The sequence below is a fragment of the Flavobacterium sp. ABG genome, assembly GCF_001027725.1.
In the GTDB taxonomy this organism is placed as follows: domain Bacteria; phylum Bacteroidota; class Bacteroidia; order Flavobacteriales; family Flavobacteriaceae; genus Flavobacterium; species Flavobacterium cupriresistens.
In genome coordinates this window covers 1-17,074 of sequence record NZ_LEKS01000002.1, presented here as the reverse complement: position 1 = coordinate 17,074, position 17,074 = coordinate 1, and the positions used below count along the sequence as shown (strand labels likewise).

Annotated in this window: 15 protein-coding genes; 12 read left to right on the top strand and 3 right to left on the bottom strand. The window is 33.9% G+C overall.

All coding sequences use genetic code 11. The features are described 5' to 3' along the window. Positions 1–13: 13 nt before the first annotated feature. Complete coding sequence (locus AB674_RS01680) at positions 14–712, top strand: DUF3592 domain-containing protein (protein ID WP_047773320.1); 699 nt, start codon at positions 14–16, stop codon at positions 710–712. 36 nt (positions 713–748) lie between these two features. On the opposite strand, the gene AB674_RS01675 is transcribed toward AB674_RS01680, so the two are convergent. Further along, a complete protein-coding gene (locus AB674_RS01675; RefSeq protein WP_047773318.1) occupies positions 749–1,669 on the bottom strand; it encodes a hypothetical protein in 921 nt (306 codons plus the stop codon). A 120-nt stretch (positions 1,670–1,789) separates the two neighbouring features. Here AB674_RS01675 and AB674_RS01670 point away from each other — a divergent pair, with 120 nt between their 5' ends. Both AB674_RS01670 and AB674_RS01665 read left to right on the top strand, forming a co-directional pair. Beyond that, positions 1,790–2,563, top strand: coding sequence for a TlpA disulfide reductase family protein (locus tag AB674_RS01670; protein ID WP_047773316.1), 774 nt, complete (start codon positions 1,790–1,792; stop codon positions 2,561–2,563). A gap of 473 nt (positions 2,564–3,036) precedes the next feature. Next, positions 3,037–4,656 (top strand): ABC-F family ATP-binding cassette domain-containing protein, encoded by a 1,620-nt coding sequence (locus tag AB674_RS01665; RefSeq protein WP_047773313.1) that lies wholly within the window; start codon positions 3,037–3,039, stop codon positions 4,654–4,656. Positions 4,657–4,742: 86 nt separating this feature from the next. Here the strand turns inward: AB674_RS01665 and AB674_RS22730 are convergent, their stop codons facing one another. Beyond that, a complete protein-coding gene (locus AB674_RS22730) occupies positions 4,743–4,916 on the bottom strand; it encodes a hypothetical protein (RefSeq protein WP_165579342.1) in 174 nt (57 codons plus the stop codon). A 252-nt stretch (positions 4,917–5,168) separates the two neighbouring features. Between AB674_RS22730 and AB674_RS01660 the strand changes: the two genes are divergently transcribed. The 9 genes from AB674_RS01660 to AB674_RS01620 all read left to right on the top strand — a co-directional run bounded on the left by AB674_RS01660 (position 5,169) and on the right by AB674_RS01620 (position 15,117). Beyond that, on the top strand, positions 5,169–6,374 hold the full coding sequence (locus AB674_RS01660) for a DUF418 domain-containing protein (protein WP_047773311.1): 1,206 nt from the start codon (positions 5,169–5,171) through the stop codon (positions 6,372–6,374). A gap of 153 nt (positions 6,375–6,527) precedes the next feature. Next, complete coding sequence (locus AB674_RS01655; protein WP_047773310.1) at positions 6,528–9,272, top strand: fibronectin type III domain-containing protein; 2,745 nt, start codon at positions 6,528–6,530, stop codon at positions 9,270–9,272. Positions 9,273–9,459: 187 nt separating this feature from the next. Further along, positions 9,460–9,999: a bifunctional pyr operon transcriptional regulator/uracil phosphoribosyltransferase PyrR gene (gene pyrR / locus AB674_RS01650; RefSeq protein WP_047773308.1), complete on the top strand. Its 540-nt coding sequence runs from the start codon at positions 9,460–9,462 to the stop codon at positions 9,997–9,999. Between the two features lie 50 nt (positions 10,000–10,049). Continuing rightward, positions 10,050–10,973, top strand: a complete 924-nt coding sequence (locus AB674_RS01645; RefSeq protein ID WP_047773305.1) for an aspartate carbamoyltransferase catalytic subunit — start codon at positions 10,050–10,052, stop codon at positions 10,971–10,973. 126 nt (positions 10,974–11,099) lie between these two features. Beyond that, on the top strand, positions 11,100–11,432 hold the full coding sequence (locus AB674_RS01640; RefSeq protein WP_047773303.1) for a hypothetical protein: 333 nt from the start codon (positions 11,100–11,102) through the stop codon (positions 11,430–11,432). A gap of 384 nt (positions 11,433–11,816) precedes the next feature. Further along, complete coding sequence (locus AB674_RS01635; protein WP_047773743.1) at positions 11,817–12,722, top strand: ribonuclease Z; 906 nt, start codon at positions 11,817–11,819, stop codon at positions 12,720–12,722. Between the two features lie 101 nt (positions 12,723–12,823). Continuing rightward, on the top strand, positions 12,824–13,468 hold the full coding sequence (gene pdxH, locus AB674_RS01630; protein ID WP_047773301.1) for a pyridoxamine 5'-phosphate oxidase: 645 nt from the start codon (positions 12,824–12,826) through the stop codon (positions 13,466–13,468). Positions 13,469–13,638: 170 nt separating this feature from the next. Continuing rightward, positions 13,639–14,145, top strand: a complete 507-nt coding sequence (locus tag AB674_RS01625) for a CAP domain-containing protein (protein ID WP_047773741.1) — start codon at positions 13,639–13,641, stop codon at positions 14,143–14,145. Between the two features lie 357 nt (positions 14,146–14,502). Continuing rightward, positions 14,503–15,117 (top strand): hypothetical protein, encoded by a 615-nt coding sequence (locus AB674_RS01620; protein WP_047773299.1) that lies wholly within the window; start codon positions 14,503–14,505, stop codon positions 15,115–15,117. A 65-nt stretch (positions 15,118–15,182) separates the two neighbouring features. Here the strand turns inward: AB674_RS01620 and AB674_RS01615 are convergent, their stop codons facing one another. Continuing rightward, the gene (locus tag AB674_RS01615) at positions 15,183–17,072 is read right to left on the bottom strand and encodes an OmpA family protein (RefSeq protein ID WP_047773296.1); all 1,890 of its coding nucleotides are present in this window, start codon (positions 17,070–17,072) and stop codon (positions 15,183–15,185) included. Positions 17,073–17,074 lie beyond the last annotated feature (2 nt).

The window sequence follows — 17,074 nt, the reverse complement described above, 5'->3', positions numbered from 1 at the left end:
GAAACAACGAAGTATGAAAGCGCTATCATTTATTAAATATACCTTTTTAACTATTGGCTTAGCTTTAATCGCCGCAGCTCTTTATTTCTACCAAAAGCAACATGCTTTTCAGGAAAAAGCAGTTACAGCACAAGGCACAGTTATTGAATTATTAGAGTCAACATCTGATAATAGTATCGTATATAAGCCGCTCGTTTTATTTAAGACAAAGGAAGGTAAAGAAGTGAAGTTTACTACTTCTTTTAGTACTAGTCCACCAAGTTATAGCGTGGGAGAAAGTGTTGAAGTGTTATACGATCCTGCCGAACCCAATTCTGCTTCTATTAATGGATTTACATCTTTATGGCTTGGCCCTTTAATCTGCGGGGTTTTGGGGATAATTTTCTTTTTAATAGGTTTTTTTATTGTTCTAAGTAATGAATTAAAACAAAGAGAAATTCGATACCTGCGTGAAAATGGAAAACGTATTTCGACAAAATTTGCTCACGTGAAGTTTAATAACGGACTGGCCGTAAATGGTCGAAACCCTTTTCTGATTTATAGTCAGTGGCTTGATACAAATACAAATGAATTGTATGTGTTTAAAAGCGATAACATTTGGTTTGACCCTACCGATTTTATAGGAACCGAACCTATTAAGGTTATGATTGACCCAAAAAATCCAAAGAAATACTATATGGATATTTCTTTTTTGCCTGCGATGAAGAATTAACTTAAAGGACAAAGCGGATTGAACGCTTAAGTATTTCTACTGCTTAATTTTCTTTTTAATCCATTTGTCTACAAGGATTTTTTTTTCGACATATTCCAGATATTCCTTACTATGAAAAGAATCGAAGTAAACGGCGTAGAATTTTTTCCCGTCTTCAGAGACTTTAAAATTCTTAAAATCATCATAGCTCTCATTAGAGCTGTGGAGATAAGAACCACATAATTCAAAGGTTGCTATCTTATAAAAAGGGTCAAGTTCAGACGGTTTTCCAACAATTTCAAAATAGATTTCTGTGGCCTTACAGTCAGAACCATTTATTTGAAGGATTTGCTTTTTTCTTTTTTCAAAAAAAGCGACTATCTGTTTTTCCTTTTCATTGTATTCAAATTGATATGGGATAAATAGATGGTTTTCTATTTCAAAATCTTTAAGGTGATTTCGTTTCTCAGTTGGTTGTATTTCAACTCCGTTTTTACCAACATATCCCCAGATTCCACCAACTAATTGCGGATGCTCAGGGTCTTTTGAATAATCAAAATGACAGCCGTTGCAAAATTGAGCAAAGCCAAATTTTATTCGCGAAATCCAATCGTACTTGGCCGGAATAATTTTCTCGCCCTGATCACTGTATAAACCACTTTTTTTATTTTCAGTATACCGAATAAAACCTTCATTAATATCATCCGGACCTTCAGAAGTTAAATAAACATCAAATAAAAAATCTCCTTTTCGATTGTAGTATTGATGAAAATTCAGGTTGAAAATCTTAGTTTTTATTTCCTGTCCATTAAGATAAGAATCTGCAAAATGGGAAGGTTGTGAGGGAATAATAATCTTTCCGTTTTGATTTTTTACTCCTAATAAACTGTCCTTTTCGGTATAATAAAAAAGTTTTTCCGTTTGTGAAAAGCCAAACAAACTGTTTATGATTAGAAATGAAGTAAATAATTTTTTCATTTAAAAAAGGCTTATAATAGTGAAGATGTAAATAATAGCGAATCCTATTGTATTCAAAAGTACTAATAAAGTTTTTAGAATTTTAAGTACTTTTGAATTCGATTTATTTTATACAATTTCATGAAAAAACTACTTAGTATTGTTACTGCAATTTTTATTTCTATTTCTTGCTTCGCGCAGTCAAAATACGGAAATCCTGAAGTAGATCCTATAGCCATTCAAAGCAAATTTTCGGATTGGTGGGCGTATCAAAATAAAAAAATAATGCTCTCCAGAGATTTTACACCACTTGATTCTCTTTCTAATACAATGACAAAAGAAGCTTTTCTGGAAGAGCTTACAAAAGGAAATTTTATTCCGATACGTTTGCTTTCAGAAGAAGCTATTTACAATTATAAGTTGTTTAAAATTAAACCGGATTCGGATACCAGTATAAAAGCGACAATCGTTCAGGAGGCTTTTGATGCGGACAAGAATTTAAAAATGGAGGGAACCGCGTTTCCAAAATTTTCTTTTAAAGATTTAGACGGGAATATAGTTTCAAATGAGACAATGAAGGGTAAAATAGTTGTCATTAAATGTTGGTATATTCATTGTGCAGCCTGTATTAAAGAATTTCCGCATGTCAATGCATTAGTTTCAAAATACAAAGACCGAAAAGATATTGTTTTTGTGAGTTTGGCCGAAGATAATCCACAGCAGTTAAAAGCATTTTTGACTAAGAGACCTTTGTCGTATTCTGTGGTTCCGAATATGAAAATTTATATGAATGAAACATTAGAATTAAATGCTTTTCCAACCCATTTTATTCTCGATAAAGAGGGTTTAATCAAAAAAGTAGTCTCGAATTATGAGAGTTTGGAAGTTGCTTTAGCGAAAGAGAGCAAAATGTGATTTTTTTAAACCATATAAGTTATGTAAGAAAATATAAGTTTTGTTTAAATTCAGCTTGTAGTTGAGTTTTTTTCAAAATAAGAAGTGTTGAAAATATAAAAATTAGCGACTTAGCGCCTTTGCGAGAGCTAGAATTTAGCAAGAAGTTAAACGATACGGTTGGCTAAAATGGACTTATATAACTTATATGGTTTAAAAAAAAGCATATTTAAGAAAATATAACTTTTATTTAAATTCAGGTTTTGGTTGAGTTTTTTTCCAAAAAAAGAAGCATTGAAAATATAAAAATTAGCGACTTAGCGCCTTTGCGAGAGCTAGAATTTAGCAAGAAGTTAAACGATACGGTTAGCTAAAATGGACTTCTATAACTTATATGGTTTAAAAAAATACATATCTAAACTTAGCCTCTTAGTTTCTTTGCAGCTCTGAACCTTTTTCCTTACTTTTGCACAAAATTAATTAAAAAGACATTCATGTTAACAGTCAATAATTTATCAGTTCAATTTGGCAAACGAATTTTGTTTGACGAAGTAAATACCACTTTCACGCACGGAAATATTTATGGAGTTATTGGAGCCAATGGTGCTGGGAAATCTACTTTTCTTAAAATCATTTCAGGTGATATCGATCCAACTTCTGGCCATATTCATTTAGAGCCGGGAAAACGTATGTCGGTTTTAAACCAGAATCACAACATGTTCGATGAGCATACTGTTTTGGAAACCGTTTTGATGGGAAATAAAGTGCTGTACGCTGTTAAGAAAGAAATGGATGAACTTTATTTAGACTACAACGATAAAAACGCAGACAGAATAGGGGAGCTTCAAGTTCAATTTGAAGAAATGAACGGTTGGAATGCCGATTCAGATGCAGCGTCAATGTTGTCTAACTTAGGAATCAATGAAGAGCATCATTATACTTTAATGGGCGATCTTGAGGGAAAAATTAAAGTTCGTGTGCTTTTGGCGCAGGCTCTTTTTGGAAACCCGGATATGCTGATTATGGATGAGCCTACCAACGATTTGGATTTTGAAACCATCGCTTGGTTAGAAAACTTCTTAGCAAATTATGAAAATACTGTAATTGTAGTATCTCACGACCGTCACTTTTTAGATGCCGTTTGTACTCATATTTCTGATATTGATTTTGGAAAAATAAACCATTATTCAGGAAATTATACGTTCTGGTACGAGTCAAGCCAATTGGCTGCAAAACAACGTGCACAGCAAAACAAAAAAGCAGAAGAAAAGAAACAAGAATTAGAAGAATTTATCCGTCGTTTTAGCGCCAACGTAGCAAAATCTAAACAAGCTACATCTCGTAAAAAAATGATTAGTAAATTGAATATTTCAGAGATCAAACCTTCAAGCCGTCGTTACCCTGCTATTATTTTTGATCAGGATCGTGAAGCAGGAGATCAAATTTTGAATGTTGAAAATTTAAGCGCTTCTGTAGACGGAGAATTATTGTTTAAAGATGTGGACTTGAACATGGCAAAAGGCGATAAAATCGTTCTTTTCTCTAAAGATTCACGTGCAACCACTGCTTTCTATGAAATCTTAAACAATGAACAAAAAGCAGATTCCGGAACTTTTGATTGGGGAATTACAACCAACCAAGCGTATTTACCGGCTGAAAATCATTCGTTTTTTGAAAATGATTTAAGTTTAGTAGACTGGTTGCGTCAATATGCAAAAACAGAAGAAGAGCGTGATGAAGTATTTATTAGAGGATTCTTAGGGAAAATGATTTTCTCAGGAGAAGAAGCGTTAAAAACTAGTCGTGTATTATCAGGAGGAGAAAAAGTACGTTGTATGTTGTCTAGAATGATGATGGAACGTGCCAATATCTTAATGCTGGATGAGCCAACGAATCACTTGGATTTGGAGTCGATTACTGCTTTTAACAACTCATTGAAAAACTTTAAAGGTTCGGTGATTTTTACCACTCATGACCACGAGTTTGCACAAACAGTTGGTAACCGAGTAGTAGAGTTAACACCAAATGGCGTTATCGACCGTTACATGACTTTTGATGAGTATTTGGATGATGAAAAAATTCAAGAACAAAGAAAGAAAATGTACAATTTGTAATTGAAAAGAGTTCGTCTTGAAAAAAGAAGGACTTTCTACTATAAAAAGATAAAACCTGTTCCGTTGTTGAACAGGTTTTTTTATGCTTATTTTCCACCAAGGAATTTACTGATTATAAAAACAACTAGGGCAATGATAAGAACAACTAGAAAAATACCAAATCCCATTCCTGCTTTAAAAATATCTCCAATCACTTCGCAGCTTGTAAATGTCAATAGTATAACGAATACTAGTGTCAATTGTAGTGTTTTGTTTTTCATGATTTTATTATTTTAATTCTTTAAAAAAACAAGTATTATTCTAACATGAAGTTACTGACTGTTATGAAATTAGGTGTTACATAATTTTCCGAAATTGTTTTATTATTTAATTTCTATTATTTATGAAACTTAATTGAGAATAGTTAAAAATTAGATTTATAAATGCTTGATAATTGAGGATTTAGATTGTAGATTTTGATGAAATAAAATTATTTTTGAGAGATATACCTTTAATTAAATCCTTTATATCCTATGTCAGAAAACGCTTTTAGTTTAAAGTCACCTCGAATAGAAGTGATAGATGCCTTACGTGGTTTAGCCATCATGGCTATTATGTTACTTCATAATTTAGAACATTTTGATTTTTATCATTTGCCGGAGTATTTGCCCGAATCTATAAAAAGATTAGATAAGGTGATTTGGGATACTTTATTTTTTCTTTTTGCAGGAAAATCATATGCTATTTTTTCGCTACTGTTTGGATTTAGCTTTTTTATTCAAAATGATAATCAGGCTAAAAAAGGAAATGATTTTAGAGTAAGGTTTGTCTGGAGACTTGTTATATTGTTTGTTTTTGGACTGGTAAATACCCTCTTTTTTTCTGGTGATATATTAATGATGTATGCGGTTTTAGGATTGATTTTGATTCCGGTTTGTAATCTGAAAACGAAATATGTATTGATTATAGCAAGTTTTTTAATGACATTGCCTTTAGAATGGTACAATTTTTTTAATATTCTTTATAACCCTGATTATGTACTTCCTGCTAATAGGTCAAATGCCTATTATGGCGATATGTATACGTATTTAAGAGACGGCTCGTTTATGGATCACGCGGTAGGTAATGTAACAATAGGCAGATGGGCTTCTGTGTTCTGGTCTTGGGAAAATGGAAGATTTTTTCAAGCTCCGGCGCTATTCATGTTTGGAATGATAGTGGGAAGAAAACAACTTTTTGTAGCCTCGCCGGCGAATAATGCGTTTTGGAAAAAAGCATTACTATATGCTTCAATATTGTTTATTCCGATTTTTGGATTCAAAACTTTTTTGCCGGATGTTGTTGCTAATAAGGATTTAGTAAACAGCTTATTAATTATTTTTACTTCGTGGTCAAATGTTACTTTTATGGTGGTGTTGGTAAGCACATTTGTGTTGTTATACCAAAAAGAAGCTGTAAATAAGGTTTTAACAAAATTGATTCCTTTTGGAAAAATGAGTTTGACTTGTTATTTTACACAATCTATTTTAGGCTCTTTTATCTACTATCGTTTTGGTTTAGGGCTTTACCAATATACCGGAGCAACATTTGGATTGTTGATCGGTATTGTTTTGTTTTTATTGCAATTGAGTTTTTGTACGTGGTGGCTTAAAACACACCGACAAGGACCATTGGAGTCGCTTTGGCACAAACTTACATGGTTTTCTTTTGCGAAAGAAAAGAAGCCGGTTTCAGCATAATTGTGCTGGTATTGACTGGAATAGATTTCGGTAATTTTAATAGTTAACTTTACAATAAAGAGAAGTAAAGATAAAAGAAGGGTAATGTTGTCTTAAAAGTATTTGCATTTTGGTAGAATACTTTTGTGTCGTCTAAACAACGAAAAACAACTTATGAAAAAACTTTACTATCTACTACTATTTTTAGGAATAAGTTTAGCTTCACACGCACAAACGCTATTTCCTTATTTGCAAAATGCAACACCGACCTCTATTTATGTTAACTGGAAAACCAACAGTAATCCCGAATCTATTGTAGAGTACGGAACGGCTGCAACCAGTCTTAATGTAACCGTTACGGGTAATACGAATGTCTTTACAGATTCAGGTTATCCGGGGAATTATTTTTATCACAGTGCGAAGCTGATGAATCTTTCGCCTAATACTAAATATTATTACAGAATAAAAACCGGAGCTGAAGTGTCTTCGGTTTATTCTTTTAAAACCCTGCCTAATCCGGGGCAAGCCGCTACAAAAGATGGTCATATTCGCTTTTTGATTATGGGTGATAATCAATTGAAAGCAGTACCTCGTTACGATTCTTTAGTGTCGGCTGCCAAAAGGAAAATCAGACAGAAATGGGGGGCAACCCTATCTCCGGACGATAATATTGCGATGACATTTATGGTGGGCGATCAGGTCGATGTTGGTACTTTGGATCATTATGAGAATGTACATTTTAAAAAGAACAGAGGTTTATCGGGTAATATTCCTATTCAGACAACAGTAGGAAACCATGAGACTTACGGAACACTTGGAATGAATTCGTATTACGATCATTTTTACATTAGTGAGCTTTCTTATAAAGGAATTTCATCAGGGACAGAGAATTATTATGCACAACAAGCAGGTAATGTTTTGTTTATTAGTTTAAGTTCAGAACATACAGGAGCAGAGCAGTTAGCGTGGTTACAAAAGGTTGTGGCAGCTGCCAATACGGATACTACGGTAGAGTGGATTTTTTCTTTGAGCCACAGACCGTATCAGGCAGAGCAATACGTGGGTGATATTTCTACTTGGGTTCGTAATACCGCAGTTCCTTTGTTGGTGACTTCACCGAAATATTCGATGCATATTGGAGCACATCACCATCTTTACCATAGAGGACAATTAAAAAATACACCGACCTATAATATCATTTCGGGAGGTACTGCCTGGGATCAATATTGGGGGTCTTCGACTGAACAGGATTTTGATGATGTACAAAAAACAATCTGTAATTGGATTTATCAAATTGTTGACATCGATGTGGCAAATGGTAAAATGGACATTGAAAGTTATTCTATCGGAAGCGTTGATAAATGGAAAAATAACCAATTAATGGATGAGTTCCACAGATATAAAAACAAAGCAGCTCCAGTAAAACCATCAATCACGAATACCTTTACAGGAAATGTGACATTGCCATTAGCAATATCCGGTTCAGCCTATAGTACCACAACAAATGAGTTATTGAATACCAGTCAGTTTTTAATTTCACAAACACCGACATTTGATATCGTTAAGAAAGAAGTGTACCGTGACTTCGAAAATTTGTACGGTAAATATGGTACTAAAAAAGACTCTACGGTTAATATAAATCTGGGTGTGGATATTACCAAAATGAATTTGGCTTCTAATTCACTTCCAAATGGAAAGTATTATGTGAAATTAAGATACAGAGATCGCAATCTGGAATGGTCTCCCTGGAGTGATGTGCAGACCTTTACTGTTACGGGAAGTACTACTATAAATACAGAGATAATTATTGATGCTTTAACCTATTCACAAAATGCCCCTATCAAAGTTAATTTTACAGATGCTCCGGCGAGTACATCAACTTGGGTAGGATTATACAAAGAGGGGCAGACACCGGGAGCGATAACGCCTTCGTTAAGCTGGCAGTATACCGACGGGAATCCAAGTGGGTTTATTAATTTCCCAAAAGGATTAGCGAATAAAGGACGTTATTATGCCGTTATATTCTCCAATGGCGGTTACACAGAAATTGCTCCACGTAAATATTTTTATGTTGGACCAGTTCCGGTCTTAACGACCGATAAGACCGAATATTCTGTTGGAACTCCAGTAGTTGTAAATTACAGCAATGGACCGGAATTAGCGAAAGATTGGATTGGAATATACAAGATGGGAGTTAACCCGGGATCAGGCGTTGCCGCTTCAAGCTGGCAATATGTTACAACTGCTACAGGCGCTAAATCATTCACTAATTTGCCAAAAGGATATTATTATGCCGAGTATTATTTGCAAGATGGTTTTAACGCTATTGGCAATAAAGTGTACTTTAAAATTGGAGCTGTTGTTACCGAATTATGGATCAACAAACCCGTGTATGATCTTGGAGAACAAATCACCGCTTCCTGGACAGACGCTCCGGGAATTGTAAAAGACTGGTTAGGAATTTATCATGACGGAGATAATCCAAACAGTAAACCATTGGTGAGTTATACTTATTTTGAAGGACTTTCTCAAGGAACTAAAAACATTGTAGCTCCTGAATTGCCGACAGAAAAAGGAAAGTACTTTTTGGTTATGTTTACAAATGATTCTTATAACGAAGTGTCAAACCGAGTTTCTTTTGAAGTAATCGAAACGAAATTGGGTAACGATAAATTTAAAATTGATAATGGTTTAAAAGTATATCCAAATCCTACGGGTAGTAATGGAGAAACATTTATCCAATCGGAATATCCTATTGACGAAATTGAAATTTACAATATGGAGGGAAAATTATTGTACGCTACAAAAAATGTAAACAACAATCAATTTTCTTTAATAAATCAGGATTTGCCAAAAGGAGTTTACATTCTAAAAATACATTCCCGTAAATTGTTTACTGCTAAGTTGGTAGTGAATTAATTAGGGTTTACATAAAGATTTTTAAGTTTAAGAGCCTCTGCGATTGCAGGGGCTTTTTTTGCTTGAAATGCGAAATCAAAGACGTGATTTAAATAGAATGATAAGTGATCTTTTATTTTTCAAATAATCAAAACAACAGATTCATAAAATTATTGTACTTTTGCCCAACCAAACATTACACTTTACTATGAGCCAAAAAGTATTACTTAATTCAAAAGAAGTTACTATCATACTCCATCGTTTGGCTTGTCAGTTGATTGAAAAACACTTAGACTTTTCGGATACTATTTTGGTTGGAATACAACCAAGAGGTGTTTTCTTAGCAGAACGTCTGAAACAATTATTAGAAAACGAGTATAAAACACCCGAGATTCCTTTGGGATATTTAGACATCACTTTCTTTAGAGATGACTTTCGCAGAACTGATAAACCGCTTGAAGCCAATAAAACTCAAATCAATTTTATCGTCGAAAACAAAAAAGTCATTTTTATAGATGATGTTTTGTTTACCGGACGTAGTATACGTGCGGCTTTAACTGCCATTCAGTCTTTTGGTAGACCGTCAGAAATTGAATTGTTAGTGTTAATCGACAGGCGTTTTAGCCGAAATTTACCTATTCAGCCTGATTATCGAGGTCGTCAGGTAGATGCCATTAATGGTGAAAAAGTAAAAGTAAGCTGGAAAGAAAATGAGGGAGAAGATGTTGTTCATTTAATAACGAGCTAGTTTATTCTTCATTATAAAAAGTACAATTAAAAAAATATAATCGAAACAAAATGAAAGAATTAAGCGTAAATCATTTATTAGGAATTAAATATATCAATGAGAATGATATTAACCTAATCTTTGAAACTGCCGATCATTTTAAAGAAGTCATCAACCGACCAATTAAAAAAGTTCCTTCGTTACGAGATATTACCATTGCCAACATCTTTTTTGAAAACAGTACCAGAACCAAACTTTCTTTTGAGTTAGCTCAAAAACGATTGTCAGCCGATGTCATTAGTTTTTCTGCAGCCCAGTCTTCTGTAAAAAAAGGAGAGACGCTGATTGATACTGTAAATAATATCCTTTCGATGAAAGTGGATATGGTCGTAATGCGCCACTCCAATCCCGGAGCGGCTTATTTTTTGTCTAAAAATGTCAAAGCAAGTATTGTGAATGCCGGAGACGGAGCACACGAACACCCGACTCAGGCTTTGTTGGACAGTTATTCTATCAGAGAAAAATTAGGAGACGTTGCCGGTAAAAAAGTAGTTATTGTTGGTGATGTTTTGCACTCCAGAGTAGCATTATCGAATATATATGCTCTGCAAATGCAAGGTGCTGAGGTAAAAGTTTGTGGGCCCAAAACACTTATTCCGAGATATATCGAATCGCTTGGAGTGACAGTCGAACCCAATTTGAGAAAAGCATTAGAATGGTGTGATGTGGCCAATATGTTGCGGGTACAAAACGAACGTATGGATGTTAACTTTTTCCCTTCTACAAGAGAATATGCACAGCAATACGGAGTTGACAAGCCGTTATTGGATTCGCTAAACAAAGAAATTGTCATCATGCACCCGGGTCCAATAAACAGGGGAGTAGAGATTACCAGTGAAGTAGCAGATTCGAATCAATCTGTGATTTTAAATCAGGTAGAGAATGGGGTTGCAATCAGAATGGCTGTAATTTATCTTTTAGCGTCTAAGCTTTAAGCTTTAGTTTACGGTCTCAGCAGGCAGTTACAGTTCACATTTTACAATTCACAAAACTCTAAAAAATCTTCGTACCTTAGCGGTCAGGATTATTATTTTATTATACAAGCCTCTATAAAATATAAAATGAAAGTAGATCAAAAAGGACATACCGTTACAATTAAAGATACTCAGGGAGATTTTAATTCTTTCCTGGAAAAAGTAACGCAACAATTTAAAACCTTTGAAAAACAAAATATTATAATAGATTTATCCGCAGATACCGAACTTTCTGAAAAAGATGTAAAGCTGTTTTTACCACTTTCGAAACAGCAAAAAAAGGCGAAAAAATCATTTGTAATTGTAGTTTCTGATCTTGACTTTAATGCTATTTCAGATAAGTTAATTGTGGTTCCTTCTTTATTGGAAGCACATGATATTATCGAAATGGAAGAAATCGAAAGAGACTTGGGATTTTAGATTTTTGAGTTCAGATTTTAGATTTAAATCGGAGAGAACACTATTTTTTATAAAGCATTTATTTCGTTAAGTTTAAAATAAAAAACTTAGCGACTCTGCGTCTTTGCGAGAAATAATGCCCATCCAAAGATCAAAAAAAAAACTTACCAACTAATGGTAAAATAAACCTCGAAATCTGTTAATTCTAATAATGGAAAGGGTCTACACAAATTACTCCACAACTTTTGGCTTGATCTTTTAGCAACAGTTTAGAATGTTATTTTCAAAATAAAAATGATTTGGTAGTTTAGAGTTCGGTTTTTAGATTTAATTTTGAATAAATTATGATTGAGTATTGCCTTAATGGGCAATTTAAAATCTAAAATCAACAATCTGCAATCTAAAATGAAACTAACCATACTAGGCTGTTATGCAGCCACTCCAAGAACAATTACGAATCCTACTTCACAGGTTTTAGAAATTAAAAACAGAATGTTTTTAATTGATTGTGGAGAGGGAACTCAGGTTCAGCTGCGCAAGAATAAAATCAAATTCTCGAAAATCAACCACATTTTTATTTCGCATTTACATGGGGATCACTTTTTTGGATTAATTGGTACTATTTCGACTTTTGCGCTTTTAGGACGTACTACAGATTTACACATCTACGGACCAAAAGGAATCAAAGAAATTATCACTTTGCAATTAAGACTTTCAAATTCGTGGACCACTTATGAATTGTTTTTTCATGAGCTGGAGTCAAAAGAAAGTGAAATTATTTTTGAAGATCAAAAGGTTATTGTAAAAACAATTCCGTTAAAACACCGTGTTTATACCAATGGATTTTTATTCCAGGAGAAACCGGGAGACAGAAAACTGAATGTCGATGCTGTTCAAAATTATAATATAGATACCTGTTACTATCAGAAAATAAAAGGTGGTGGAAATGTTACACTTGAGGATGGGACTATTATTGAGAACGAAAAGTTATCATTTGATCCGATTCCGCCAATGAGTTATGCGTTCTGTTCAGACACTGGTTATCATGAGGCAGTAATCCCAATAATAGAAAATGTAGATGTTTTATACCATGAGTCCACTTTCTTGGATTCTGAAGAAAGCTTGGCGGGAAAAACGCTTCATTGTACTGCCAAAGAAGCAGCGACAATTGCTTTAAAAGCCAATGTCAAACAGTTGGTTTTGGGGCATTATTCTACGCGTTATGGCGATATTACAGTTTTTAAAGAAGAAGCCGAAACAATTTTTCCCAATGTACTTCTTGCTGATGATGGAAGAAGTTTTGAATTTTAAAGGAAGTTATGAGTTACGGGGGAGGTGTACCCTAATTTTTGATTATTCATCCCTAATTCAGCAATCTAAAATCTACAATCCACAATCTAAAATCAAAAAATATGAATGATTTAAGTAATTATAGAAAATCTTACGAAAAAAGCGAATTGCTTGAAAACACGATCCCCGAAGATCCGATTAATCTTTTTAACCTATGGTTTCATGAGGTAGAAGATTTTGGAGCAAATGGGGAGGTTAATGCCATGACCGTTTCTACAATTGGTTTAGATGGTTTTCCGAAATCGAGAGTTGTTTTACTGAAGAAATTTTCTGAGGAAGGCTTTATTTTTTATACGAATTATAATTCTGAGAAAGGAAAGGCCATCGCGGCGAATCCAAACGTTTGTTTGTCGTTTTTCTGGCAGGAGATGGAGAGACAGGTAATCATAAAAGGAATTGCGCAAAAGACGTCTGAAAACATTTCTGACGGTTATTTTGATTCCCGACCAGACGGAAGTAAATTGGGCGCTATTGTTTCGAATCAAAGTGAAGTAATTCCGTCAAGAGTATTTTTGGAAGAAAACCTCAAAAAACTGGAAGTAGAGTTTGAAGGAAAGCCAATTCCAAGACCTGAAAATTGGGGAGGTTTTTTAGTGACTCCTTTGGAAGTAGAATTTTGGCAAGGAAGACCCAACAGGTTGCACGACAGAATTAGATACAAAATTCAGTCGGATTTCTCATGGAAAATAGAAAGACTGTCTTCTTAATGTAAGAAAATTACAATGAATTGAAATTTTATTGCGTATTTCATCGAGTATTTTTGCTTTTTAGCGATATTTTAAATATGTTTGATCTATAAAGTGATAACTATTTTATTAAAATAATTTTAAAGGATTTGCCCCAACATCTACTTTAAGACGCTAAAATGCTAATGACTATGAAAAAGATTTTGCGCGGCATGATGTTCGTTGTGATAGTAATCGCAATGAACTCATGTTCTGCTGATACCGCAGACGGTAAAGCAGATAATACTACTACAGCTGAAGCCTTGACTTCAAACTACACCTACAATCCTTCTGAGTTGGAATTAATGCAACTTATAAATAACTATCGTGTAAGTGTTGGTTTAAATGCATTAGAAAAAATAAATTTTATTTCGAATAAATGCGAACAGCACAATGTGTATATGATTGCGAACAATGTTGCGGATCATAACGATTTTGTTTCGAGATCAGAAAGTATTATGAAAGCGTTGGCAGCGAAAAATGTTGGAGAGAATGTAGCTCGTAATTACAAATCTTCTGAAGCTGCTCTAAAAGCCTGGTTAGAAAGCCCAGGGCATAAGAAAAATATAGAAGGAAATTTTACTCACTTTGGGATTTCTGTTTCGACAGATTCCGCTACAGGTTATAAATATTACACGAATATATTCGCGAAAATATAAATGTATTGAATTGGATTAGTTAGTCGTTGTAGCTCTAAGTTGCAGCGGCTTTTTTTGTTAAAAATGACTTTGGTTTACGTAGATTTAGGCTCATTTTTGTCCTTTCGACGAAGGAGAAATCACACACGCTGAGTAGACACTACATGGAATATTGGATGTGATTTCTCCTTCTTAGAAAGGGCACACGAAACTCGCAAACAATTAAATACATTTTATTCTTGGTTTGATAGAACGAGATTACGGTTATAGTCTAATACAGATTTTGAAGATTTACGCTCATTTTTTGTCTTTTCTGAAGGGAGAAAGATTTACTTTAGCAGAATTTTTATGCTCGTTTTTAAAATTAATCCAGAATGAATGCAAAATAATATTATTCTTATACTTCAAATAATTACAGTTGATTTTTTTACAGCGTTTGGGTTGTATTCTTTGTTGTTTCTATTAGTTTCTATATTTTTCAAGAAACCAATTTTATTTGCATTAGACGAAGAAACTTCAAAATTTATTTCGTTTGTTGGTATACTATATTTGCTCGTTTGGGTAACTGGAATTATATTTTTTTATGCAGTAGGCGATGTGGAGGAACAAAATCAAATGATACATAGGATGTTTGGGAAATATTGGTTTGGATTTTGGACGCAGTCTATTTTATGGTTTGCAGTTACACAATTACTTCGGATAAAAAGAGTTAGAAAAAATGTTTTATTGAGAATACTATTTAGCTTTTTACTGATAGTATCAATTGAGAAATTTGTAATATTAACGGTTACTTTTCATCGAGATTATTTACCTGGTTCATGGACAATGTATAATGATCTTGAAATCTTTCCCTCAAATTTCGTTTTAGCTTTGTTGGCGAAAATAATCATGTTTTTAGTATTCGTTGGTATCTATTATTTAATTTCAAAACAATTGAAAATAATAGTTAGTACTAAAATTCTAAAAAGAAATAAGCAAAAGACTAGTTCTTAAACAGAAAAAGCTGTCTAAACGAATAGACAGCTTTTAGAAACGTGATCATCTTATTGTAATTCAAATTACAATGCCGTAATAATAAACTCACTTCGTCTGTTTTGTTGGTGTTCTTCTTCTGTACAAGGAACGTCATCAGCACATTTGTTTACGAGTTCTGTTTCTCCATATCCTCTTCCGGTTAATCGGTTTGGTGCAATACCGTTTTTAATTAACCAGCTAATAGTAGATTTAGCTCTGTTGTTTGACAAAACTTCATTGTATTTAAAAGAGGCACGACTATCGGTATGAGAACGAATATCGATTTTCATTGTTGGATAATCATTTAATGTAGCCAGTATTTTTTCTAAATCCAAAGCAGCTTCGGGACGGATGTTATATTTGTCCAAGTCGAAATAGATCATTTTTATACCAAAACATTTTCCTAAATCATCTCCCACAGTTACTTTACAGGTAGATTTTTCAAGAGCAATAGATAAGGTTGTTTTTCCGGTTGTTTTTTCGATAGTAATGCTTACTTCTCTGGTGGTATAATCGGTTTTTTCGGCTCTTACATTATAAGTTTTACCACATTCGACAGGAAAACTATAAGATCCCTTAGCATCTGCAATTGTTGTACCTTCTGCTTCCATTTGATTGTTAAACAAAGTTACTTTTGCTCCGGGTAAAATGACTCCGGTTTCAGCATCAGTAATAAGTCCGCTTAGTTCTTGGATGCATCTTAGCCTTTTGGTTTCCAGAAATTTATATATATCATCAGAACCTTGTCCGCCGTCTTTATTGGAACTAAAATACCCTTTTCTCGAAACAGGATCAATGATGTAAGCAAAGTCATCTTTTGGTGAATTAACATCATTTCCGAGGTTTTGAATGTTACGGATGGTTCCGTCTTTTGTAATTTCACCCACAAAAACATCCAGACCACCAAGTCCGGGATGCCCGTCAGAGGCAAAATAGATTTCATCTTCATTGGTCACATACGGGAAAGTTTCCTTGCCCTCGGTATTGATACTCCTTCCTAAGTTTTCAGGCGTTCCGAAATCACCGTTACTGTTTATGGCTACTTTGAAAATATCAGACTGTCCCAATGTTCCGGGCATATCAGAAGCAAAGTATAATGTTTTTTCGTCCGGACTCAGAGCAGGATGAGCAGTACTGTAATTGTCACTATCAAAAGATAATGGTGTTACATTGGCCCATTTACCATTTTCAAGAGTCGCTTTGTATATTTTTATTAAAGTAGTTTTATTGACATCTTTTCCTTTTTTTCCTGTTAGATAATTGTTTCTTGTAAAATAAATGGTTTTACCATCTTTGGTAAAGACCGGTGAAGATTCATGAAATTTGGTGTTTAACGCATTTTTTATTTTTGATACTTTAACAGAATCCACATCGGCCATGTAGATGTTGGTAAAATATTCATTTGTCCATTTGTGTTTGCGTTGTGAAAAATTTCCGGTGTCTCTAGCCGAAGCAAAATAGACTTTATTGTTGTGTACAAAAGTTCCATAGTCTGAATATTTTGAATTAATACCTGCGTTTTCAATGGTATAACGACCGGAGTTTTCTTTAATCTGATCCAGATAGTTTAAATTTCCGGCATAAAGTTTACCTCTGCTGTCATTTTTGAATTTTGAATCAAATTCATCCAAAATTTTGTTTGCTTTATCTATTTGTCCGGTTGACTTTAAAGATTGAGCATATCTGTAATAATACTCCGATTCTACATTGGTATTCATGGCAAATAATTCGCCGTACCATTTTGCCGCACCTTCAAATTCAGAGTTAAAATAATAGGAGTTACCTAGTTTTTTAAACATATCTTCAGACTTGTATCCTTTTTTGGCCACACGTTCATGAGTCTTTATGGCATCGTAGGCATAATGATCGTATTTTTTATCGCCGGAATTTACTTCCGACTGCTGAGAATAACTGTCAAATGAAAAAACAATAATAA